This window comes from Arthrobacter sp. zg-Y769 (assembly GCF_020907405.1).
GTDB lineage: Bacteria > Actinomycetota > Actinomycetes > Actinomycetales > Micrococcaceae > Arthrobacter_B.
The window spans coordinates 337481-359493 of sequence record NZ_JAJJOE010000004.1 but is presented as its reverse complement, the minus strand read 5'-3'; the positions used below and the strand labels follow the sequence as shown (position 1 = coordinate 359493).

Genomic DNA, 22013 nt, shown 5'->3' with positions numbered 1-22013 from the left:
CGGGCGGTTACACGCCGCGGCGCCGGCTCAGCAGCCCGGACATCAGCAGGAGCAGGCCGCCGGCGAGCGGCCAGAGGATGTACATGCTCAGCAGTGCACCGAACGTGGCGACCACGAGGCTGGTCAGCATGCTGGAGCAGACCAGGATCATGCCCAGGACAATCCGGGCCTGGCCGCGGTGCGGTGACGGGATGGGCGGAAGCCATGCGGGACGCTCGTCTGTCCAGCTCATGCGAGCAATTTTAGGACCGTGTGCCGCGGATGGAACCGGCCCGTCCCGGTTTTTCTGCGGCTACCCCGAAAAGGCCCTTCCCGGACCCCGGGCACCGTGAAAGGATGGCGAAACCGTGCCGCCGACCCCCGAGGGAACCTGCCGCCATGAACCAGAGCGATCTCCTTGTTGATGCCTTCGGGCGGCTGCCCGGCGCCGTCCGACGGGCCGTAAACAACCTCGATGCCGCTGCGTTGAACCAGCGTCCCTATCCGGACGGGAACTCCATCTCCTGGCTGGTCTGGCACCTGAGCCGGGTGGAGGATCATCAGGTTGCCGAGGTGGCCGGGCAGGAACAGGCCTGGACCGCCGACGGGTGGGCGAAACGGGTGGGGCTCCCGTTGGCGGTGGAGGATACCGGCTACGGGCACACCTCCGAGCAGGTGGCGCTGGTCCAGGTGCACTCCGCGGAGCTGCTGCTGGGATATTACGACGACGTGCACTCCCGCGCCGAAGCCTTCGTCTCGGGGCTGTCGGATGAGGACCTGGACTCGATTGTGGACCGCGCGTGGGATCCGCCGGTTACGCTGGGCGTCCGGCTGGTAAGTATCTTGGCGGACTGCCTGGAGCATGTGGGGCAGGCGGCCTATGTCCGGGGAATGGTACTGGCGAATTCAAGGGGGTAATCAGCGTGGTGCAGTCAGTTCGATGGGCACGGATTTTCGGGGACCGGGTGGATCCCCGGGTCCGGATCGAGGAAGCCTTCGGGGGCAGTGCGGGGGATCCGCAGGTCGCCGCGGGACGGTGGGCAAACGAAACGCTGAAGGCCAAAGGGCTGGACCCGCACGCCACCGACTGGCAGGCCGAGATCACCGCGATTGCTGCCCTGCGCGCGGCGAAGCCGGAGCTGACGCTGAAAACGGTGGCGTACCTGGTCAAGACGGCCCGGTGGCGTGCCTGAAACCCGGGGACCCGCTAACTGAGCGAGGCCAGCAGCTTTTCGCAGGCGTTAAGGCAGCGGCGGCAGGCTTCGGCACAGATCCGGCAGTGCTGGTGCACGGACGCATGCTGCTGGCATTCCTCGGCACAGGCGGCGCAGGCCGCGAGGCAGGCATGCAGCAGGCTTGCGGTGGCCGGACCGGTGGTACTGGTCCGGGACAGGACGGCGGAGGTGGTTGCGCAGATCTCGGCGCAGTCCAGGTCGATGCGGATGCAGCTGACCAGATCGGCCACCATCTCCTCAGCCAGGCAGGCGTCCGCGCAGGCATTGCAGACCTGCGCGCATTCACCGCAGGTTCGCAGGCACTCGGTGAGGAGCCGGGGGTCCGAAGTACGGGCGCCGGCGGGATGGTTTTCGAGCATTTCGGTGATCAGGGCCATGGCATTCTCCTTGGTTCCGGTGCTTCGCGCCGACCGCTTCCCCGGGCGGGCCGTGCCGGTGTCCCTGACCGTAGCGAGGGTCCCACGGCATTCCTAGGGGGCCGGGGGTTTGGTGCGGGCCGGAGCGCGTGATTAGAATCGGTGTAGCCTTGCGGGGTCGGTTGTTTGTGCTGGTTCGGACTGTGGTTCGGACTGTGGTTTGGACTGTCGTTTTGGACGGAGTACGACGCCGCACGGTGCAGTTTCGGGGCTTTAGCTCAGTTGGTAGAGCGTTTCGTTCGCAATGAAAAGGTCAGGGGTTCGATTCCCCTAAGCTCCACAAGAAACCCCCGGGAAACCGGGGGTTTTGCTTTGTCCGGACCAATGGACAGGCTAAGCGGCACCGGCCGGGCCGATAGAGTTGCTCTATGAACAACTTCAAGCAGAGCGCAGCGCTCATCTCCTGGGGCGGCGCGATTCTGTTCCTCGGTGCCCTCTTTATCCTCTTCTCGGCCATGGATGTTCTGATGTCATCCGGTGCTTATGCCGATACGCACAACAGTGTGATGTTCCTGTATCTCGGCGTGGCTGTTGCCATCGCCGGTGTCTCGATGCTCCTCGTGGGCATTCACCGCGTAGTTTCCTCGCTGGGCGTCACCGGAAATCCCGTCGTGCAGGATCAGCTCGTGCGTAACGAGCCGGCAAACCTGGCCTAGCCCCGATCCCCTTAGGGGCGTTAGACGCAACCCGCTTTATGCGGGCAGGGTGTCCCGTGCCGTGCCTAGGCCGGGAGGCATGAAAGTCATCGGCAATTGATTATGGTGACGACTCATCCCTAATCGCCAAATAAGCGGTACCGGAAGTCCCTAATACAATTCTTTAGTGATACCGCGAGTCCCCTGAATTCGGTGGGAGCCCTGATAATCCGCGGGATCCAGCGGAATCGCGGCATTCTGCGGGTCCGTCAATAAGGGGCCGCAAAAACCACTTGGAAAATGTCCGACTTATCGGTGACATAACCCCGGCCGCATGTCATGATTTGCCAATGCCGACCCGTGAAGAAATAGAAGCAGCACGTACTCCTGCAGGTGGTTTCACCAAACAGCAGCTCGCCCTGTGGGGTGTCTCCTGGCCGCCGCCGCGGGGCTGGCGCCTCCGGCTCGAAGAAGAAGCGGAAAAGACAGCCATGGCGGGGAGCCGGGACCGCAGCGGTTCGCCGGTGCCGGCAGCTGGCTAGACTCACCCGCATGACCGTCACCTTCCGCCGCATGACCCCCGACGACGGCGGTGCGGTCACCGCGTTCCTGACCGCCAACCGGTTTCCGTTCCATGTGAACCCGGCTCCGGGTGAGTCCCTGGCAAACAAGCGGGTGGCGGAAGGACACTACTGGAGCGGGGAATCCCAGGGGTACTGGGTGCAGCACGGCGGCGAAGACATTGGGCTGGCGGTTTTGGAGGGACTGGCAGACGAAAACCTGGACTTTGATCTCCGCCTGGCGGAAAGCCGGCGGGGCCGCGGACTGGGCGCCGACGTCGTGCGGGCCCTGTGCGGACTGGCCTTCACCGAGCTACCGCAAATCATCCGGGTTGAAGGCCAGACGCGGGAAGACAACATCGCGATGCGTAAAACGTTCCTGCGCGCCGGATTCGTCAAGGAAGCCCACTACCGGCAGGCGTGGCCGACGGCGGACGGCACCCGGGTTGCCTCTGTCGGCTATGCAATCCTTCGGTCCGACTGGGAAAACAACACCGTAACCCCGCTGGAATTCGACGATCTGCTCCTGGACGTATAAATTCTTCACAAACTAGGGGGCTAATTGGTAACTACGGAAGCCGCAATTTCCGTTCGGGGACTCACCAAAAAATTCGGCAGTGTTGCAGCCGTTGATGATTTGTCCTTTGACGTGGAGCCGGGGAGTGTTTTCGCTTTCCTGGGCGCCAACGGTGCAGGCAAATCCACGACCATCTCGTGCCTGACCACCGTCCTGCCCTTTGATGAGGGCAGCGTCGAGGTGGCGGGGCACGACGTACGAACCAGCGGCGACGGCGTCCGCGAAGCCATTGGGGTGGTGTTCCAGGATTCGCTGCTGGATCCCATCCTCACCGGCCGGGAAAACCTTCAAACCCGGGCACGGTTCTACTCACCCGATAGAGCAGCCAATGACGCCCGCATTGAGGAACTGGGCCGGATGATCGGCTTGGGAGACTTCCTCGACCGGCGCTATGCCACCTACTCCGGCGGAGAACGACGCCGGGTGGACATTGCCCGGGCGCTGCTGCACTCGCCGTCGATCCTTTTCCTGGACGAACCCACCGCGGGCCTTGACCCGGCCAGCCGGGCCTTGGTCTGGTCCACCATCCGTGACCTTCGCGAGAACCACGGTCTCACGGTCTTCCTGACCACCCACTACATGGAGGAGACCGAGGAAGCGGACCGGGTGTGCGTCATTGAAAAGGGACAGATCATCGCCGACGGCACACCCACCACGCTGCGGGCCGAATACAGCACCAGCATCCTCTCCATCACCTCCTCCGACCCGCAGGCACTGGTGGCCCTGTCCCGTGAAACCGGGGTCGACGTCGCCGGGGTGGACGGCAACGTGCTGCGGCTGCGCGTAGACCGCTCCGACACCGCCCGCCGCCTCCTCGCGGCGCACGGTGACAGCGTGCTGGACTTCGAATTCCGTCACGGGACGATGGATGACGTCTTCCTTGCCCTGACCGGCCGGCAGGGGGAAGCAGCATGAACGTAGTCCTGGACATCACCGGGCGGAACCTGCGCCTGTACTTCCGTGACCGGCTCAACCTGTTCTTTTCCCTCCTCGGCGCACTGGTCCTGTTCCTGCTCTACACCCTGTTTCTGGGCAACCAGCAGACCGAAGGCCTGGCGGAAATGTTTCCGCAGGCCGCCGAGGAGGACATCAAGGGCTTTGTGGACGCGTGGATGTTCGCCGGGATCGTGGGCATCACCGCAATCACCACGGGGCTCGCCGCCGTGAACGTGATCGTGGATGACACCGCCACGGGGCGCTTCCGGGACTTCCTGGTTTCCCCGATCAGCCGCGGGCAGCTGGTCCTGGGGTATCTGCTCTCCACTGTCGCGATCGCGCTGATCATGACCACCGTGGTGTTGGCTGTGAGCCTCGGATATCTCGCCGCCGTGGACGGCGTGGTGCTTACAGCGGGCCAGCTGGCCCGCACTTACGGTTACCTGGTGCTTAGCTGTATCGCCTTCGGATCACTGAGCGCCTTCATCGTCACCTTCGTCCGTACCCCGGGTTCTTTCGCGGCGTTGTCCACGCTGGTAGGCACCATCCTCGGCTTCGCCGCCGGGTCCTACATCCCGGTGGGGGCCTTTCCCGAGGGGGTGAAGAACTTCGTCAGCGCACTGCCCTTTATGCAGTCCTCCATGGTGGTGCGCCAGGAAATGACCGCCGGATCCATGGACGCAGTGACGGACCAGCCGGAAGCGGCCGCCGCGGTGCGGGAAATCTTCGGCATCACCGCCACGGTGGGGAACTGGGAAGTGCCCACCGGCTATGTGGTGTTTGTCCTGGCTGCCATGGTGGTGGTCTTTGTCCTGCTGGCGGCGCTGAGGATCCGTTCCCGCATCCGCTGAGCGTCAGGTCCGGAGCGATCCTAACCGGCCGGCGTCAGCTGCCCCCGGCCGGGACTTCGTAAATGATCTCCAGCCCGTCCTCGTCATCCCATTGGTCGCCGTTGGCCACGAACCCGTACTGTTCCACCAGCCGCCGGGAAGGGGCGTTGTCGGGGCTGATGGTTGCGCGGACGGTGCGGATCGACGGTTCCCGGGCAGCCACCGCAAGCAGCGCCTCCAACGCCGCGCGTGCGTAGCCCCGGCGCCGGTAGGCCGGGTCCACCGAGTACCCCACTTCCACCGTGCCCTCGCCGTCCGGGGGCCCGTGGAACCCTGCCAGGCCCACCGCCCGCTTCAGCTCAGGGTCAAAGATGGCGCGGGTGATCCACGCCGCGTCCCCGGGATTCAGCTCCAACTGGGCGCTCCGGATGCGCCACAGCGGCTGCCGGTCCTGCGAAAAGTGTTCGGTAAGTTCCAGGGGCGACTGCCGGTTGGCGCCGGGGAGGTCGCCGGCGGCAAGGGCATCAATCACACCGCGGGGGAGCTGGATCAGCTGAATGTGTTTGAGTACCACTGCTGGCTCCTTTGCCGTTTCCGGCACCGCTTAGCGCGCCCGGGGTACCGACCCTAACCTCCTGCCCGCCAGACTTGAAGGACCGCACCGGCGAAGGGAGGCGCAGATGGGCACTGATTCCGTCCTCATCATCGGGTCCGGTCCGGCCGGGTACACCGCAGGGGTGTACGCCGCCCGCGCCGGGTTGAAACCGCGGATCCTCGCGGGTTCCGTCACCGCGGGCGGCGCCCTGATGAACACCACCGAAGTGGAGAACTTTCCGGGGTTCCCCGACGGCATCCTGGGGCCCGACCTGATGGACAACCTGCGCCGGCAGGCGGAGAAGTTCGGTGCCCTGGTGGAGTACGACGACGTCGTGTCGGTGGACCTTGCCGGCCACACCAAGCGGGTATCCACCGGTGCCGGGAAAAGCTACAAGGCCCGCAGCGTCATTCTCGCCACCGGCTCCGTGTACAAGGAACTGGGGCTGCCCGAAGAAAAGCAGCTCAACGGACGGGGCATTTCCTGGTGCGCCACCTGCGACGGCTTTTTCTTCCGCAGCCAGGACGTCGTGGTGGTGGGCGGCGGGGATTCGGCCATGGAGGAAGCGCTGTTCCTGACCCGCTTCGCGGACTCGGTCACCGTCGTCGTCCGGCGTGACGCGCTGCGCGCCTCACGCATCATGGCCCAGCGGGCCCGTGACCACGGCAAGATCCGCTTCGAGTTCAACAGCGAGGTCACGGCCATCCACGGCACCGACAAGGTCACCGGGATAACGCTCACGGACACCGTCACCGGGACTACCCGCGACCTGCCGGCACAGGGGATCTTTGTGGCCATCGGCCATGCCCCGCGCACCGATCTCCTGGCGGGACAGGTGGAACTGGACCCGGAGGGCTACATCAGAGTCGCTGCGCCGAGCACCCAGACCAACCTGGACGGGGTCTTCGCGTGCGGCGACGCCGTGGATCACCGCTACCGGCAGGCGGTCACGGCTGCCGGCACCGGCTGTTCCGCCGCGCTGGACGCCGAGCGGTATCTGGCCGCGCAGGCGGATGCCGACAGCATCGCCACCGCGCTCGTGGAGGGTTCCCTGAGCGGCTAGCGGTCAGGCGCCGGTGAAGGTCAGCACCAGCAGGGTGACGTTCAGGCCCACCAGCAGCACCGAAACCAGCACGCCCAGGCTGGTGGTCCACCAATGGTTGCGGTGGTTCCCCATGAGATCCCGCTGCGCGGTCAGCCAGACCAGCGGAATCAGCGCGAACGGAATGCCGAAGGACAGGATGACCTGGCTGAGGATCAGCGCCCAGGTGGGATCGATGCCGACGGCGAGGATAGCCAGGGCGGGAAGCAGGGTGATCAGGCGGCGCAGCAGCATGGGGATGCGCACCTTCAGCAGGCCCTGCATGATCTCCGCACCGGCATAGGCGCCCACCGACGTCGACGCCAGGCCGGACGCGAGCAGCCCGACGGCGAACAGGGTGGCCACCACCCCGCCCAGCGATGCGGCAATGGCGGCGTGCGCGCCCTGGAGGGTGTCGGTCCCTTCCACGCCCTGGAGGGAACCGGCAGCGAGCAGCAGGATGGCCAGGTTCACCGTACCGGCCACCGCCAGGGCAATGGTTACATCCCATTTGGTGGCCTTGATCAGCCGGCTGGTGGTGAGGGTGGCGGTGCGCCCGGGGAACCGGTCCCGGGTCAGGGCCGAGTGCGCGTAAATGGCGTGCGGCATCACGGTGGCGCCCAGGATGGAGGCGGCAAGCAGTACGGATTCGCTGCCCTCGAAGCGCGGCACCAGTCCCTCGACGACCGACCCGGCGTCGGGCGGGCTGAGGAACACGCCGGCCGTGAAGCCGACCGCGATCACCAGCATCAGCGTAACGATGACGTATTCGAAGCTTCGGTGCCGGCCGCTGTTCTGCAGCTGCAGCACCACCATGGAGATACCGCCGGTGATGACTCCGCCCAGGAACAGCGGCAGGTCAAAGAGCAGCCAAAGCGCGACGGCGCCGCCGATCACCTCAGCGACATCCGTGGCCATGGCCACGAGCTCGGCCTGCAGCCAGTACAGCCGCCGGGCCGGTTTCCGGCCGATGCGTTCGCCGAGAAGCTCCGGCAGGCTGCGGCCGGTGACCAGGCCCAGCTTGGCCGAGAGGTACTGGATCAGCCACGCCATCACGTTGCCGGTCACCACCACCCAGACGAGGAGGTAGCCGAACTTCGCCCCGGCGGTCATATTGCTGGCTACGTTGCCCGGATCCAGGTAGGCGACGCCGGCCACCAGGGCGGGGCCAAGCAGCCACAGGATATTGCGGGGCCGGGCGGCCGGACGCGCAGCGGCGTCGGGGAGCTGGACGGTACGGGCCATGACAGCAACCTAGCACCTAAATTTCGGTGTGCCTAACAATTCTTCCGGGACGGCCTCCGCCGGGTGGGATCGGCAGTGGATCGCCCCGGTTGCGCGGGTGCGTCCCGGCTAAATCAGCCCCGGACAAAACGCAGGGCACGCACCCCGTGGGATGCGCGCCCTGATGCGGGTTGGAATTGCTAGCAGAAATAACCAGGCCCGAGACTGAAATGGCTATGCCGGGAACGATATTTTTTCGGGCATTCAGGTCACGACCCCAGGCCGTCTTTGTCCAACCGTTATTCGTTCTTGTCCCCGAGCTTTTCCGGCGGCCACTTTTCCGGAAGGGACCCAGTTACTTCCAACGGCAGCGAATAGTTTTGCAAAATGCGGATAAGCACGATTACGCAAAAACCGCGGCTGGGCTCAGGCGGCGGCGGGGGAGGGCTGGTAATAGAACCGGAAGTCGTCGTAGGGGTCGCGCCAGGCGGAATCGTCCCGGGCAATCCGGTGCACGCTGGAGGCGGACGTCCACCGGTTGTGTGCCTGGCCGTCGTCGTCAATCCAGTGCAGGAGCACCTCCGTGCGGGTCCAGGCCACGGCCTTTCCGTCAACGGTTCCGTTTCCGGTCCGGCAACGGACATAGGGCTCACGACGGTAGTGGGCGTGGGTGACGGGGCCGGGCGGGGCGGAGGGCATCCGGGTACCGATGGTGGAAGTCATGACCTCCACAATGGCAACCGCCTCTGACATTCCTGCCGAAACGGAGGAAACCGGGAGAAAGCCGCGAGGAAACCCGGGCGGGAAACAGCAGCGAACCGACCGCCGCGGCAGATCAGGAAGCGAGGTCCCGCCATTTGGCGGCGGCACGGCCGGTCAGGGCAGCACCACGGGCGGCGGCGCGGCGGGGCATCATCCGGACCACGGGCGCCAGGCCGGCGCCGTGCGCTTGGCCGGACCGCTGCGCGGCCGACGATACGGGCCGCGTCCCTGGCCGGTTGAGCAGCAGGTAGGCAACACAGATCGGGAGGAAAAGCAGGGAAATAAGCGTCACCGCACCGAGGGCAAACACGGCAAGAGCGGCATGTATGGGTGAACCGAAAAGCGCTGCGACAAAATCAGCGGCACCAAAAAGCAGCCAAAGCCAGAAAGCGGCAATCAGCACGAGGCCGCTCCGTGCCCGGCGGAAAAGCATGACGGACCGCCCCCGCACAGGAGGCGTGGCCTGAGACTGACTGCCCATTCGGTTATTCTCCCCAACTGAGGGTTCCAATTTATTCGAAACCCATACCGCAGATAATAACCGGTATTTATTGAAATTGGACGATAGATGCCGGCGCCTATTCCGTGTTGACGCCCGTTACTGTCAGTTTTCCGGCTGGGGGTTCGCCCGTTGGGCCCGGTGCCGGGGACTGTTCGGGTTCAGGAGGGAATGCCGATACCCGTAAAACGCGTACACCAGCATCCCGATGACGAGCCAGATGCCGAACCGGAGCCAGGTTTCCCAGTGCAGCTGCAGCATCAGGAACCCGGAGGCCAGCACCCCGAACGCCGGTACCCACGGCATCAGTGGGAGCCGGAATTCGCGGGGTGCCTCGGGCTGGCGGTAGCGCAGCACAATCACCGCCACGCAGACCACCACGAACGCGGCGAGGATGCCGATGTTCGTCAGGTCGGCCACGGCGCGGATGGGGAAGAACCCCGCCAGCAGGGCGGAGGTTCCGCCGGCAATCCACGTCACCCGCTGCGGGGTGCCGCGCTTGTCGGTCCCGGCGAACCAGCCCGGGAGCAGTCCGTCGCGGCTCATGGAGAACCAGACCCGGGTGACACCCAGCAGGAAGGTGAGCATCACCGTAAGGATGGAGAGCACGGCGAAGGCGGAGATCACCGTGGCAATGACGGGCAGCCCGACCGATTGGAAGGCGGAAGCGAACCCGGCGGTGGGGCTGATGTCCCGATAGTTCTGCATGCCGGTCAGCACCAGCGTGGCCAGGATGTACAGGACCATCGCCACAGCCAGGGAGAGCAGGATGGCCTTGGGCATGTGCTTCTTGCCGTCCGTGGCTTCCTCGGCGGCCGTGCTCATCGCGTCGTAGCCGAACACGGCGAAGAAAACGGTGGCGGCGCCCGTGAACACAGCACCGAAACCGCTGGGCAGGAACGGCGTGTAGTTATCCGTGTCGACGTAGAAAAACCCCAGCCCCACGATGAACACAATCAGCAGGACCTTCAGGCCAACGGCCACCAGCTCGAAACGGCCGAAGGTCTTGGTGCCGCGGCTGAGGATAAAGGTGATGAACAGGCAGACGACGGCGGCGGGGAGGTTGATCAGTCCGCCCTCCACCGTGTCCCCGGTTCCCTGCATCCAGACGGGCATGTCGATGCCGAAGCCGGCAAGGAACTCGGCGAAATAACCGGAGATGCCGATGGCCACTACCGCCACGATTGCCGTGTATTCCAGCAGCAGGTCCCAGCCGATGAACCAGCCGATCAGTTCGCCCAGCGCCACGTACCCGTAGGTGTAGGCGGACCCGGCGCGCGGTACCATCCCGGCAAACTCGGCGTAGGACAGGGCCGCCGCCGCGCTGGCCAGGCCCGCAACAAGGAAGGAGATCAGCACTGCCGGTCCCACCGGGGAGGCATCTGCGCCGCCGTTGGCCACCAATCCGGCAAGGGTGAAGATCCCAATGCCGATGATGCCGCCCACGCCGATGGCCGTCAGCTGCCAGAGGCCGAGGCTCTTGAACAGCTTGCTGCCGGTTTTCTCCTCGTCGATTTCCTCAATGGGCTTGCGGCGAAGAACGGAACCGCCGCTTCCGGTATCTGTGGACATGCTTGTTCCCCTCCGTGCCTTCGATTCCGGCGGGACCGCCGGAATCAAGGTCTATGGCACCGGCTACGGCAGAAGTATGGTCCTCCGGCAGGCCCGGGGGTACCCCCTCGCGTTACCTTTCCCAAGCACCCCGTCCCTTCCGGCTCCGGCGGGAAGGCAGCGGACAGCGCCGCGGACCCTTGCAGGGCAGGGACGGTCCCCACAGAATTGAGGAAATTGCTCCACGCCGAGGCCGCCCACCGGCGTCGGCCGACCGCCCGGGGAACAAGTTGTCTATGGAACTTCTGCCAACGCACAGCATGCGGATCAACGGCTGGTTGGGTGACTACGCAATGAACCGCGGCCGCTACCAGAGCGCCGAGGAAGGGATCCACGGGGCGGTCCTTGCCCGGCTGGCCGACGACGGGCTGAATTATCACCACATCCAGCATCGGGTGAAGGGCATCGAATCACTGGGGAAGAAGCTTGAGCGGCGGACCGTGGACGGATCACCCCGGTATATCAACGGGCTTGACGATATCGACGACCTGATCGGCGTGCGGATCATCCTCTTCCTGGAATCGGATATCCCGGCCGCCATGGAGGCATTGTCGGGCACCTTTGAAGAGCTGGACCATGTGGACAAGTCGGCCGAGCAGATTATCCGGGGCGATTTCGGCTACTCCGGACAGCACCTGGTCCTGCGGGTTCCCGCCGAAAACCCGCCGCCGGGCTGCGAATCGCTCTGCGGACAGCGTTTCGAGGTGCAGTTCCGCACCATCCTCCAGCACGCCTGGGCCGAGTTTGAACACGAAATCCGCTACAAGGGCACCGGTCCGGTGCCGCCGGAGGTGAACCGGGCGTTCACGCTGGCCTCCGGGCTGATCGAACTGGCCGACCGGGAGTTCGATGCCATCAACCACGTGGTTGCCCTGCAGCGGATGCGCGGCGCCGCACGGGGGCCCGGGGCGCAGAGCGGGGACGAGCTGACCGCCGCCGCACTGCGCGGCGTACTCGAACAGGAACTGCCGGAAAACCCGCGCAGCCGTGCCGAACAGTATGACTGGCTGGTGCAGGCACTGGAGGCCAATGCCGTGTACTCACTGGCCGAGGCCACCGCACTGCTGCGCTCAGCCAACTGGCCGTCCCTGGCCTCGCGGCTGCGCTACCGGTTTCCGCCGGGCCATGTCCGGGCCGCGGATGACTACCTGCTGGAGCAGTGGGGGCGTGCCTACATCCAGCGCACCGCGCACCTGAGCGAAGACGGCACCCGGCGCGGGAAACTCGAATACCGGCTGCGGCGCCTGCTTGCCTGAACCGCCGCAGCCGGTGCCGCCGTCGTCGTTACCGGCTCGAGCGCAGGGCGGCTGCGGCGTCGCTTGCCGTGGTGCGGATCCGGTACAGGCTGGAGGTTGCCGTCATATACAGCGTCCGGCCGTCCGGCCCGCCGAAGCAGACGTTGCTGACGGTTTCAGGCACCGGGATATGTTCGAGCAGTTCACCGGCGGGCGAAAACACCCGTACCCCGTCGCCGCCGGAGGACCAGATGTTGCCATCCGTGTCCACCCGGAATCCGTCGGGCACACCGGGCGACACGCGCACGAACACCCGGCCGTTCTTCGCCTGCCGGCCCTCGACGACGTCGTAGGCCCGGATCGGGTTGCCCTCGGACTGCGCCGGGCCGTAGGGGGAGACGGCGTCCTCGGCAGTGTCGGAGACGTAGAGGACTGACTCGTCCGGGGAGAACGCCAGCCCGTTGGGGGCCATGATGTCGGTGATCACAGCGGTGAGTTCCCCGCTGGCCGGATCAAACCGGAACACGTACCGGTCCCCGTACTCCAGCTCGCCGGGATGGCCTTCGGCCGGGTTGTCGATCCCGTAGGAGGGGTCCGAGAACCAGATGGTGCCGTCGGACTTAACGACGACGTCGTTGGGCGAGTTGAAGCGGACGTCGCCGAAGCGGTCCACCAGGGTTTCCACGCTGCCGCTGCGGTCGCGTTCGATGGCGCGGCGCCCGTGCGAGCACTGCACCACGGAACCGTCCGCGTCCAGGGCGCGGCCGTTGGTGAACTCAATGTCCTCGCCGTAAACGCTGAGTTCGCCGGTGGTTTCGCTGTACTCCAGGATCCGGTTGGACCGCACGTCGCTGTAGCGCACGGCATTTCGCTCCGGTACCCAGGTGGGGCCCTCGGCCCAGACCGAGCCCCTGCCCACCTGCTCCAGCGAGGCTCCGTCTTCCAGCAGTGGCTGGGGGCGTGCATCCATGGCTTTGTCTCCTTCTTCGGGCCGGCTCCGTAGGGCCTGCTTTCAACACTTGCAGTCTGCGTCCTTTTATACGCGAGGCAGCGGCTTACGGCCCAAAGCCGGCGCTTGTCACACCCATACCGGGCGGACCACAACGTCGGCGCGGTGCCTGGACTCCTGGACCAGGCGCGAATTGGCCTCATCGACGTCGCGCACCCAGGCGGCGGCCTGCTCCGGGGCCTTGCCGAACCGGACATGCCGTTCCACCAGCCGCTGCACGCGCAGCTCGTCATCGGGCTCGCAGTACCAGACCTCCGTGCACCGGGAGCGGACATGCCTCCATTCCGGGCGGTCCAGCAGCAGGTAGTTTCCCTCCGTCAGGATCACCTTCGCTGCCGGAAACACGGGAATGTCGCCGGCCAGCGGCTGCTCCAGGGTCCGTTCAAAACCCGGCGCGTAGACGACGGCGCTCCGCGGGGACCGGAGGCGTTCCAGCAGCGCCGCGTAGCCGTACGCATCGAAGGTTTCCGGCGCACCCTTGCGTGTCAGCAGGCCCTGCCGGGTCAGCTCCCGGTCCGAGAGGTGGAAGCCGTCCATGGGCACGTGGGCAAACCGGTGCGTTTCGACGTCGTCGACGGCGCCGTTCAGGTCGCGGACCAGCGCTTCCACCAGGGTGGTCTTCCCCGCCCCGGGAGCCCCGGCGACGCCGACGATCACGGTTCCGCCCGGCCGCTCAGCCCATGCTGAAAGCCGGTCTGCCAGCTCGGTCAATGTCGTATCCGCCACGGTCCTCCGTTCGCGCTGCTGCTTGGGGAGGACCAGTCTATGACGGCGGCGGGAGCCTCCGCGGGTGCCGTCCCGTGCAGAGGGTCCCACGCAGTGGTGCTGGTGTTGCCAGAGTGATCACACCAGTTGACAGGGGCACCACTGGCTGGGGCCCCGTGCCGGTAGAGCCGCCCGGTTAGTCCCACGCCGGAGAGGCGGGCGGCGCGGAGCCCGGCATAAGCTGGAGGTGTTGCCTATCTCGAGGAGAAAACCTTGTCCCTGCTGACCCCATTGATCACTTCCGCCGGCCTCATCGGCGGCTACAAGACCGCACGCAGCACCGGTAACCGCCAGCTGGGCGGGGCTGTGCTCGCCGCTGCCGGCGCCGGTGCGTTTGCCCTCTGGAAGCGCGACGCCGGCACGGGCACTGCCGCGGCGCTGACCGCCGGCTACGTAGCCGCCTTCGGACTGTCCCACCCGTTGGCCAAGAAGATGGGTGCCTGGCCTGCCGTCTACACCGTGACCGGTGCCGTGGCGCTGGCCTCCCTGGTTTTCGGCCGCCGCCGCTAGCAGCTGCCGCTTCCGGGACACGGTTTAACCGGGGCCGGTCCGCTGGTCCTTCCCGCACCTCCAAAAGGTGCCGTCGAGAGGGAATGATCCGCGGGCCGGCGTCGTTGTATCTTGTGGACGGTCCGAAAGGGCCGGCTGGAACACCGGGAACGGTGCTTGGTAACTCCATACGGGGATGATCGGTTTCGACGATGTTTGTTGAGCCAGGGGAAGCGGGCCGAGAACGCAGAGTTATCTCGTTAACGCTCTCTGCAAAACAATAAGTGCCAAACCTATGCGCACTGACTTCGCTCTCGCTGCCTAAGCAGCCGGAGTAGTCCGTCAGCCCGGAGTTGCTCTCGCTCCGGATGCTGGCGTCGTTTAGAGAGCCACTGCTGAACACTCCCGCCGTCGGGGTGTTCGGGACATTTTGACGGCTGGGCCCGGAACAGCCACCTGTATGCAAGATGGCTGGGGCCGAGAAAATCCGACGCATACTGCGCCCGGAGAAGCCCTGGCAATACAACACCGGACGGGGGTTCGATTCCCCCCATCTCCACCACAAGGAAGGCCTGCCCTATCGGGGCGGGCCTTCCCTGTTTCCGGGCACTGGATCGTGCACAGGGTCTCAACCGCCGCTGCCCCGGCGCTAATCTGGGATACAGACAGCAAGCAGCCGCGGGAAGGAAAACACATGCAGGCACTAATCATCACCCCCGGGCAGAAGGACTCACTGGAGCTGCGGGACCTGCCCGAGCCGGAAGCCGCCGAAGGCAGCGTGCTGGTGGAGACTCTCGCGGTGGGCCTGTGCGCCACGGACCGTGAGGTCATTGCCGCCGAATTCGGCACCGCACCCGCTGACCGGGACTACCTGGTGATGGGGCACGAGAACCTGGGCCGCGTCGTGGAGGCCCCGGAGGATTCCGAACTGGCTGCCGGGGACCTCGTCGTCGGGATAGTCCGCCGCCCGTGCGCCGAGAACTGCCGCGCCTGCGCCGCCGGCGAATGGGACATGTGCCTGACCGGCACCTACACCGAGCACGGCATCGAAGGCCTCGACGGTTTCGCGCGCGAGTACTGGCGCGGGGACCCCGACGACATGGTCAAGCTCGAACCCTCGCTGGAACGCGTCGGGGTGCTGCTGGAACCGGCCACCATCCTGGCCAAGGCCTGGGAGCAGATTGACCGGATCGGCGGCCGCGCGTACTTCCGGCCGCGGGTTGTCGCCGTCACCGGCGCCGGCCCCGTGGGACTGCTCGGTGCCTTGTTCGGAGTCCAGCGCGGACTCGAAGTGCACGTCTTCGATCTGGAAGAGGACGGGCCGAAGGAGAAGCTGACCAAGGAACTGGGTGCCGTCTTCCACACCGACACGCTCCCCGAGTCCGGCATCACCCCGGACATCATCATCGAATGCACCGGCGTGCCCACGGTGATCAACGATGTCCTCCATCACGGTGCCAAGAACTCCGTCACCTGCCTCACCGGTGTTTCCGAGCCCGGCGGAGAGCAGCCGGTGGATCTGGGCGAACTGAACCTGAATCTGGTGATGGACAACCGCGTGGTCTTCGGCACCGTCAACGCCAACCGGCGCCACTACCTCAAGGCCGCAGCGGCCCTGGCCAAGAGCGACTCCCGCTGGCTGGAGCAGCTGATTTCGCGCCGGGTTCCGCTGGCGGACTACGCCCAGGCCTTCGAGGACCGCGACGGCGACATCAAGGTGGTACTGGACCTGCGGGACGACGCCTAACCTGTTCCGCAGGCTATTTCTACCGGGCGGCTTCGGTGATAGACAGAAGAGACCAAAGCCGCCCGCGGCGGCCACGGCAACCCGCATTGGAGGCAGGCGCATGCGCAAGGACGCTGACCAACCGGTAATCCCCGGCGGTTCGGACGCTGATCGGGCCGAACAGTCGCTGCCCGCGGTCCCCGGTGCCGGCGACGCCGGGCCGGCCGGTGAAATCCACCGCGACGGCTCGGAAGCGGACGGCATTGAGCAGGACATTCCCGCAGTTCCCGGCGCCGGCGACGCCGGACCGGAAGGTGCGGTCTATCCCGAGGGGTCCGAGGCCGACATCCTGGAACAGAAAACGGACGTCCCGGGGAACGACGACGACTATCCGCCCGGTGCCGGCGAGGACTAGCCGGCGGCCGTCATTCCCAAGACAACCGGGCACAGCGGCGCCGGCGTCGGTCGGCTTGAACCCATTTAGTCGTCGCCGTCGGTGTAGTTCGGGTGCGTGACGCCGTACTCCGGATCGAGGGATGAGCGAAGCATCTGATGGTCCTCCGGATGTTCGGTGCAACGCGTCGTCGACAACACCAGAACTGTGCCGTATCCGGACCGATCCCGCGCATAACTGGCTGCAACCTTGAGCCCGTCCTTATGCAGGCTCAGCTCCCGCAGCCTGCCCACCTCTTCCTGTGGTTCGTTCTTTTCCCAGGACAGCTCCCACCCCTCGGCCAGCAGAAGATCGCGGACGGCGTCCAGGGCGGCGTTGGCGGTTTCCGGGTCCGCGGCGGGGCCGCTGAGCTCGCCGTGCCAGCTGGTCTGGGTCTGCTCTTTTTCACTTTCGATCCGTAGGCAGGACACTTCCCTGATTTGGTTCAGGTGGAGATCAACGAACCGGCCGCCCGCGGTTTCCAGGGCGGGCATCAGCTGCTCGAGCCGGCCCTGCATAGCGGCAAACTCGTCCGATGAAAGCGTCTCTGTCATGGCAGTCTCCGAGTCCTGAGGAGTGTTGGATGTTGAGGCAGCACAGCTGGTGGTCATAACCGTCAGCAGGACGGCCAGGAGTCCCACAGTTAATCTGTGCCCGCGCAGCTTAGGGGTTGCGGGAATCATTTTTCGAGGTCCAAGGTGTTGATCCATTCCAGTCTGCCGTGCGAGTAGTCACCGGGATTGGCCTCGATTGGTGAATAGGAGGTGGAGCCATCGGCACCCAGGATTACTTCGTCCTCTACGAACAGGCTCACTGTAGATCCGTCGATGACGCCTTGAATGTTCATCGCAGCAGTTGAACCTCGTTTGAAATAATCCTCGTGCCCTTTCAAGAGGGTGCCCGGATCATCCGGGTCCGCAAAACCGGGCTCGAGCCGGATTGCTCCCATTTTTTCCGGGCTGCCGGTCTGCCAGAAGGAACCGCTGTGCGCGCTTCCGCCGCCGGCCTGGGCGAAGCGGATCAGATCGTCACGGGTCTGGACCCAGTAACGGTTCGCTTCCGAATTAGCAGTGGCATCCACTCCGGTGACTTGGTGCCCGGGGCCTGCAGGGGCCACGTACACAATGTTGGTGGAGTCCAGTCCTTCCCGCTCGGCGGTGCCCATGAGGGACCCGCCGGCACTGTAGCCGACATAGGTGCTGCGGGCTTCGGCCGGGATCTCCAGATCTAGGGCGAAGTCGAATGCGGCCAACATCGGCGCGCCCGTTTCGTTGAAATGGGGGCTCGCGTTATCAAGAACCAGGCTCTGGGGTGAATCGGCGCTCTGGAAGTAGAAGGCCACTTTATGGTCCGCGGGGTCACCGGTGATTCCTGCCAGACGTTCCGAATAACTGCCCAGCTCGCCGAGCTTCGCTCCGGTGCCTGGGACCAGCGTGGCCACCTGAGTGGTCGAATCGGAGGGTGTTCCAACCATGGTTATGACCTGCCCATTGCCCTCCATGCCCAGGCTGACTACCTGAGCGCCTGACTTATGGGCATGGTCCAGTCCTCGGAGCAAATCCGCCATGCGGGTCTTTTCCGCTTCCCATGCCTGGAACGCTGCATACCATTCCTCCTGGGTGGGATAGTCGAGATGGTAAGGCTCGGGTGAATTCAGGACTTCATTTGCGGTCTGCCGATAGCCCGCCAATGTGACTATATTGGCCTTGGTTCGTTGCCCAAAGGGAATGCCGTTGAGGTTGCCGAACACCGCCGGGTAGAGCAACATCAGCCGCTCTTGATGCTCAGGGGACAGGGCCAGCCACGCGCTGCGGATACCGGCCACGCCGTGTTCGGTGAGGTGGGCGCCGTCCGCCATCGCGGAGCGCATGATCGCTTCGGGAGTTCCGGCCCGGAACGGACCGTTCAGACGCCTGTCCGCCAAAAGTGCGGCAGCCTCCGGATTGGCCGCTGCCCACTCACGCAGTTCCTCCTCATTCAGTCCCGTTATGGAAGGCAGCAGCGCGTCGGGATGGAGGGTGCCGAACCGATCGTCCAGTTGGCTGGTCAGCTCCGCCCATCCGACGGCAGGTAGAACTCCGCGGCCTGGTTCCCCTCCCATCGGCAGGCCCGCACCCGTGCCATATGCGATGCGTTCCAAGGAGGCGGCAGCGGCCTCCTGCAGGCTGGCCCACTCGCGGGTCAATGCTGCGGCCTCCTCGTTGAGCTGCTGTTCTGCACGCTCATCCTGCCCGGCTCCTGCCTCCGGCCCGCTGCCCTGCTGTAAGGCGGTGCTCTGGAGATCCTGTCGGCGACGCTCCAAGTCACGACCAGCTGTCACGAACTCGCTGATAACCTGAGTGGCTTCCTGGAGCGACCGGTGCCAATTCTCCAAAGGTTCCCGCACATCATCCAGCGCAGTGAAGACTCGCTCCTCCGTGTCGGGCTCCTGATAAAAGCTACGAAGACGCGACCAGACCGACGTTGCGTCGCGCAGGTATTCTGCGGTGATCTGCCCCCGTACAGACATGTCTTCCGCGGCACTCTGCAGCGTGTCCCATGGGACGACGATGTCAGGAAGCTGTGGCGATGTCATGTTCACTTCACCGCCCGGATGCCGCCGCCGCTGGGCGACGCGTAAGTGGCCGGAAGTTTGGACAGGGCTGTGGAGGCCATGTCGCTGTCCGCCTGGCTAAATGCGTGGGCAGCGGTCGAGACAGCTTCAGCCTTGCGGAAGACAAGGGAGGCGACCCGCTCCCCAACATCGTCACGGGCCGCCCAAAACCGGTTGAACGCCGCCGCTGCAACCTCGGCGGTACCGAAGGCGCCGGAGATTTTTTCACCGGAGGCACGGGTGTCCTTCGCCGCCTGATTAAGGGATTCCCCGTCTGCAGCAACATCCACCAAAGTCGCATGAATACCGGCTGGGTCCATGGAGTATCGAACGCTACGTCCGGAAATCGGCGCAGACGGCACCGTAAAAGTATCGGGCTCGAATTTCATCTTCATTTCCCCCTGAGGATGACGGACTGTGCGTTGAGTGTTACATATTCCTGCGGGTTTGCTCCATGGGGAGAAGTGCCCATGCCGTGTCCCAATATCCAGGGAAGGCACCGGCAGCCCGGTAAGCGTCGCAGCCACGTAGAATGGACGGCACCAGAACGGGCTACGGAAACAGCAGGAGCGGCGTGGATCTTTTCGACCCGAAGGCGGTGTTCGACGCCGTCGACCTCGCCGGTGTGCTGGCGAACGGAGTCCTCGGCGGCGCCGTGGCGCGGCAGCTGCGGATGGACCCGGTGGGCTTCCTGGTCCTCGCGCTGACCTCGGCGCTGGGCGGCGGCGTGCTGCGTGACACCCTTCTGCAGGCCGGCACCCCCGTAGCGCTGACAAACCCCGCCTATCTCTTTGCGGCAATCGCCGGGGCGGTCATTGCCTATGCCATTGAGCTCAAGGGCAAGTGGGCCAACCGGTTCCTTATTGTGATCGACGCCTTCGCGCTGGGCTGCTGGGCCGCCACCGGTACGGCCAAGGCGCTGGGACTGGGGCTCGAATGGCTCCCGGCCATCCTGATCGGTGTTGTCACAGCCGTGGGCGGCGGCATGATCCGCGACATCGTGGTGGGCCGGGTGCCGGCCATCTTCGGCGGCAACACCCTGTACGCCACGGGTGCCCTCGTGGCCGCCGTCGAAATGGTGATCCTCTATCAGCTGGGCCTGCAGAACGTGGGCATGGGCGTGGCCATCGGCACCTGCGCCGTGCTGTGCACAGTGGCCCGCCGCCGCGGGTGGCGGCTGCCCGGGCCGGGGGAGTTCAGTGTCCGGCTCAGCCGGCGCCCCCGCACGGAGGATCGCCGCAGCTCGGGCCAGGGCTGGCCGCGGCCCAGGTTCTGGAAACCGCGCCTGCGGCGTTGACGCACCGGCAATCGGGCTGTCTGCGCCCTTCCCGGCGGCCTTCCGGAAAAACGTCCGCGGCTGCCCTACAACAAGCGCTGACGCGGATTTAGTCCCGTAAATTCCGGCTTTTGCAGACCCGATTTACGGGAGTAGCGTTGAAAATATGAGTGCTTACAAGAGCGTAAATCCAGCCACCGGAGAAACCCTTCAGGAATTCGCTGAATCCACCGACGCCGAAATCAACCAGGCTGTCACCGCAGCCCACGGGGCCTTCGCCAGCTGGCGGAACGAGCCTGTGGAAAACCGTACCAAGGTCATCACCCGCGTTGCGGAACTGTACCGGGAGCGCGCCGACGAGCTCGCCAAGCTGATTGCCCTGGAAATGGGCAAGCCGCTGCGGGAGGCGCAGAGCGAGGTTGCCCTCTCCGCCAACATCTACGAGTACTACGCCACCCAGGGCCCGGGCTTCATGGCGGACGAGCAGCTCGACGTCAAGGGCGGCGGCAACGCCGTGGTCCGCACCGAGCCCGTAGGTGCCCTGCTGGGCATCATGCCTTGGAACTACCCGTATTACCAGGTGGCCCGCTTCGCCGGTCCGAACCTGATGCTGGGCAACACCGTGCTGCTCAAGCATGCCAACAACTGCCCGCAGTCCGCTTTGGCTATGGCGCAGATCTTCGCCGACGCCGGAGTGCCCGAGGGTGCCTACGTCAACCTGTTCGCCACGAACGAGCAGGCCGCCGACATCATCGCTGATCCGCGCATCCAGGGTGTTTCCCTGACCGGTTCCGAGCGTGCGGGATCCGCCGTCGCCGAGGTGGCCGGCCGGAACCTGAAGAAGTACGTGCTTGAACTGGGCGGCAGCGATCCGTTCATCGTCCTGGACACTGAGGACCTCGATGCCACGGTCAAGGCCGGAGTCCTCGGCCGGATGGGCAACGGCGGGCAGGCATGCAACGCCGCCAAGCGCTTCATCGTGATGGAGGACCTCTACGACGATTTCGTGGAGAAGTTCACCGCCCGGATGGCAGCGATTGAGCCCGGGGACCCGCTGCAGCCGGAAACCCGGTTCGGCCCGCTCTCCACGCAGGCCGCTGCCGACGGCCTGGTGGAGCAGATCCGCGACGCCGTGGACAAGGGTGCCACCCTGCACACCGGCGGCAGCCTGATCGACGGCCCGGGCGCCTACGTGCAGCCCACCGTCCTGACCGGCGTCACGCCCGAAATGCGGGCGTTCTCCGAAGAGCTGTTCGGTCCCGCGGCCGTCATCTACAAGGTCTCCAGCGAGGAAGAAGCCATTGAACTGGCCAACAACTCCCCGTTCGGCCTTGGCGGAGCAGTGTTCAGCACCGACGAAAACCGCGCCCTGAACGTAGCCGACCAGCTGGAAAGCGGCATGGTCTGGATCAACGGCACCTCCGGCACGCAGGAGGACCTGCCCTTCGGCGGCGTCAAGCGCTCCGGCGTGGGCCGCGAGCTGGGCCGTTTCGGGATGGCCGAGTTCGTCAACAAGAAGCTGATCCGCACCCCGCAGAAGAGGTAGC

Annotated in this window: 26 protein-coding genes, 1 tRNA gene and 1 other RNA gene; 16 read left to right on the top strand and 12 right to left on the bottom strand. The window is 65.4% G+C overall.

The window, feature by feature from the left end:
* Window positions 1–7: 7 nt before the first annotated feature.
* Window positions 8–232: a hypothetical protein gene (locus LOC60_RS03915; RefSeq protein ID WP_230022255.1), complete on the bottom strand. Its 225-nt coding sequence runs from the start codon at window positions 230–232 to the stop codon at window positions 8–10.
* Window positions 233–378: 146 nt separating this feature from the next.
* Between LOC60_RS03915 and LOC60_RS03910 the strand changes: the two genes are divergently transcribed.
* Both LOC60_RS03910 and LOC60_RS03905 read left to right on the top strand, forming a co-directional pair.
* The gene (locus tag LOC60_RS03910; RefSeq protein ID WP_230022254.1) at window positions 379–897 is read left to right on the top strand and encodes a mycothiol transferase; all 519 of its coding nucleotides are present in this window, start codon (window positions 379–381) and stop codon (window positions 895–897) included.
* A 5-nt stretch (window positions 898–902) separates the two neighbouring features.
* Window positions 903–1172, top strand: coding sequence for a hypothetical protein (locus tag LOC60_RS03905; protein WP_230022252.1), 270 nt, complete (start codon window positions 903–905; stop codon window positions 1170–1172).
* Between the two features lie 14 nt (window positions 1173–1186).
* Here the strand turns inward: LOC60_RS03905 and LOC60_RS03900 are convergent, their stop codons facing one another.
* Window positions 1187–1591 carry a four-helix bundle copper-binding protein gene (locus tag LOC60_RS03900; protein WP_230022250.1) on the bottom strand — a complete coding sequence of 135 codons (405 nt, stop codon included), beginning with the start codon at window positions 1589–1591 and terminating at the stop codon, window positions 1187–1189.
* A 246-nt stretch (window positions 1592–1837) separates the two neighbouring features.
* Between LOC60_RS03900 and LOC60_RS03895 the strand changes: the two genes are divergently transcribed.
* The 6 genes from LOC60_RS03895 to LOC60_RS03870 all read left to right on the top strand — a co-directional run bounded on the left by LOC60_RS03895 (window position 1838) and on the right by LOC60_RS03870 (window position 5189).
* Window positions 1838–1910: transfer RNA gene (locus LOC60_RS03895), tRNA-Ala, on the top strand.
* An 88-nt stretch (window positions 1911–1998) separates the two neighbouring features.
* Window positions 1999–2286 carry a hypothetical protein gene (locus tag LOC60_RS03890; RefSeq protein WP_230022243.1) on the top strand — a complete coding sequence of 96 codons (288 nt, stop codon included), beginning with the start codon at window positions 1999–2001 and terminating at the stop codon, window positions 2284–2286.
* Window positions 2287–2615: 329 nt separating this feature from the next.
* Window positions 2616–2807 carry a hypothetical protein gene (locus LOC60_RS03885; RefSeq protein WP_230022240.1) on the top strand — a complete coding sequence of 64 codons (192 nt, stop codon included), beginning with the start codon at window positions 2616–2618 and terminating at the stop codon, window positions 2805–2807.
* A gap of 10 nt (window positions 2808–2817) precedes the next feature.
* Window positions 2818–3363 (top strand): GNAT family N-acetyltransferase, encoded by a 546-nt coding sequence (locus LOC60_RS03880; protein WP_230022239.1) that lies wholly within the window; start codon window positions 2818–2820, stop codon window positions 3361–3363.
* A gap of 24 nt (window positions 3364–3387) precedes the next feature.
* A complete protein-coding gene (locus tag LOC60_RS03875) occupies window positions 3388–4317 on the top strand; it encodes an ABC transporter ATP-binding protein (RefSeq protein WP_230022237.1) in 930 nt (309 codons plus the stop codon).
* The gene (locus LOC60_RS03870) at window positions 4314–5189 is read left to right on the top strand and encodes an ABC transporter permease (protein WP_230022235.1); all 876 of its coding nucleotides are present in this window, start codon (window positions 4314–4316) and stop codon (window positions 5187–5189) included. The genes LOC60_RS03875 and LOC60_RS03870 overlap by 4 nt, the downstream gene beginning before the upstream one ends.
* 34 nt (window positions 5190–5223) lie before the next feature.
* On the opposite strand, the gene LOC60_RS03865 is transcribed toward LOC60_RS03870, so the two are convergent.
* Entirely contained in the window at window positions 5224–5742 is a 519-nt protein-coding gene (locus tag LOC60_RS03865) for a GNAT family N-acetyltransferase (RefSeq protein ID WP_230022233.1), read from the bottom strand.
* Between the two features lie 106 nt (window positions 5743–5848).
* On the opposite strand from LOC60_RS03865, the gene trxB reads away from it, so the two are divergent.
* Complete coding sequence (gene trxB, locus LOC60_RS03860; RefSeq protein ID WP_230022220.1) at window positions 5849–6826, top strand: thioredoxin-disulfide reductase; 978 nt, start codon at window positions 5849–5851, stop codon at window positions 6824–6826.
* A 3-nt stretch (window positions 6827–6829) separates the two neighbouring features.
* Here trxB and LOC60_RS03855 read toward each other — a convergent pair whose 3' ends face one another.
* The 4 genes from LOC60_RS03855 to LOC60_RS03840 all read right to left on the bottom strand — a co-directional run bounded on the left by LOC60_RS03855 (window position 6830) and on the right by LOC60_RS03840 (window position 10901).
* A complete protein-coding gene (locus LOC60_RS03855; protein WP_230022217.1) occupies window positions 6830–8089 on the bottom strand; it encodes an Nramp family divalent metal transporter in 1260 nt (419 codons plus the stop codon).
* 405 nt (window positions 8090–8494) lie between these two features.
* Entirely contained in the window at window positions 8495–8791 is a 297-nt protein-coding gene (locus LOC60_RS03850) for a hypothetical protein (RefSeq protein ID WP_230022215.1), read from the bottom strand.
* A gap of 112 nt (window positions 8792–8903) precedes the next feature.
* Window positions 8904–9311: a hypothetical protein gene (locus LOC60_RS03845; RefSeq protein ID WP_230022214.1), complete on the bottom strand. Its 408-nt coding sequence runs from the start codon at window positions 9309–9311 to the stop codon at window positions 8904–8906.
* A 123-nt stretch (window positions 9312–9434) separates the two neighbouring features.
* Window positions 9435–10901 (bottom strand): amino acid permease, encoded by a 1467-nt coding sequence (locus LOC60_RS03840; protein ID WP_230022212.1) that lies wholly within the window; start codon window positions 10899–10901, stop codon window positions 9435–9437.
* Window positions 10902–11176: 275 nt separating this feature from the next.
* Between LOC60_RS03840 and LOC60_RS03835 the strand changes: the two genes are divergently transcribed.
* A complete protein-coding gene (locus LOC60_RS03835; protein ID WP_230022210.1) occupies window positions 11177–12196 on the top strand; it encodes a GTP pyrophosphokinase in 1020 nt (339 codons plus the stop codon).
* A 28-nt stretch (window positions 12197–12224) separates the two neighbouring features.
* Here the strand turns inward: LOC60_RS03835 and LOC60_RS03830 are convergent, their stop codons facing one another.
* Both LOC60_RS03830 and LOC60_RS03825 read right to left on the bottom strand, forming a co-directional pair.
* Window positions 12225–13145, bottom strand: coding sequence for an SMP-30/gluconolactonase/LRE family protein (locus LOC60_RS03830; RefSeq protein ID WP_230022209.1), 921 nt, complete (start codon window positions 13143–13145; stop codon window positions 12225–12227).
* A 108-nt stretch (window positions 13146–13253) separates the two neighbouring features.
* Complete coding sequence (locus LOC60_RS03825; RefSeq protein ID WP_230022207.1) at window positions 13254–14000, bottom strand: nucleoside/nucleotide kinase family protein; 747 nt, start codon at window positions 13998–14000, stop codon at window positions 13254–13256.
* A 162-nt stretch (window positions 14001–14162) separates the two neighbouring features.
* Between LOC60_RS03825 and LOC60_RS03820 the strand changes: the two genes are divergently transcribed.
* From LOC60_RS03820 to LOC60_RS03805, 4 genes are all read left to right on the top strand, one after another.
* Window positions 14163–14459, top strand: coding sequence for a hypothetical protein (locus LOC60_RS03820; protein WP_230022204.1), 297 nt, complete (start codon window positions 14163–14165; stop codon window positions 14457–14459).
* Window positions 14460–14630: 171 nt separating this feature from the next.
* Window positions 14631–15000: a transfer-messenger RNA gene (gene ssrA, locus LOC60_RS03815) on the top strand.
* Window positions 15001–15132: 132 nt separating this feature from the next.
* Entirely contained in the window at window positions 15133–16185 is a 1053-nt protein-coding gene (locus LOC60_RS03810; protein WP_230022202.1) for a glucose 1-dehydrogenase, read from the top strand.
* Window positions 16186–16285: 100 nt separating this feature from the next.
* A complete protein-coding gene (locus LOC60_RS03805; RefSeq protein ID WP_230022201.1) occupies window positions 16286–16579 on the top strand; it encodes a hypothetical protein in 294 nt (97 codons plus the stop codon).
* Between the two features lie 65 nt (window positions 16580–16644).
* On the opposite strand, the gene LOC60_RS03800 is transcribed toward LOC60_RS03805, so the two are convergent.
* The 3 genes from LOC60_RS03800 to LOC60_RS03790 form a co-directional block, all read right to left on the bottom strand.
* A complete protein-coding gene (locus LOC60_RS03800) occupies window positions 16645–17151 on the bottom strand; it encodes a hypothetical protein (protein ID WP_230022198.1) in 507 nt (168 codons plus the stop codon).
* Between the two features lie 125 nt (window positions 17152–17276).
* Window positions 17277–19172 carry a hypothetical protein gene (locus tag LOC60_RS03795; RefSeq protein ID WP_230022196.1) on the bottom strand — a complete coding sequence of 632 codons (1896 nt, stop codon included), beginning with the start codon at window positions 19170–19172 and terminating at the stop codon, window positions 17277–17279.
* Between the two features lie 2 nt (window positions 19173–19174).
* Window positions 19175–19510 (bottom strand): hypothetical protein, encoded by a 336-nt coding sequence (locus tag LOC60_RS03790; RefSeq protein ID WP_230022194.1) that lies wholly within the window; start codon window positions 19508–19510, stop codon window positions 19175–19177.
* 212 nt (window positions 19511–19722) lie between these two features.
* Between LOC60_RS03790 and LOC60_RS03785 the strand changes: the two genes are divergently transcribed.
* Window positions 19723–20487 (top strand): trimeric intracellular cation channel family protein, encoded by a 765-nt coding sequence (locus tag LOC60_RS03785; protein ID WP_230022192.1) that lies wholly within the window; start codon window positions 19723–19725, stop codon window positions 20485–20487.
* A gap of 145 nt (window positions 20488–20632) precedes the next feature.
* Window positions 20633–22012, top strand: coding sequence for an NAD-dependent succinate-semialdehyde dehydrogenase (locus tag LOC60_RS03780; protein WP_230022191.1), 1380 nt, complete (start codon window positions 20633–20635; stop codon window positions 22010–22012).
* Window position 22013 lies beyond the last annotated feature (1 nt).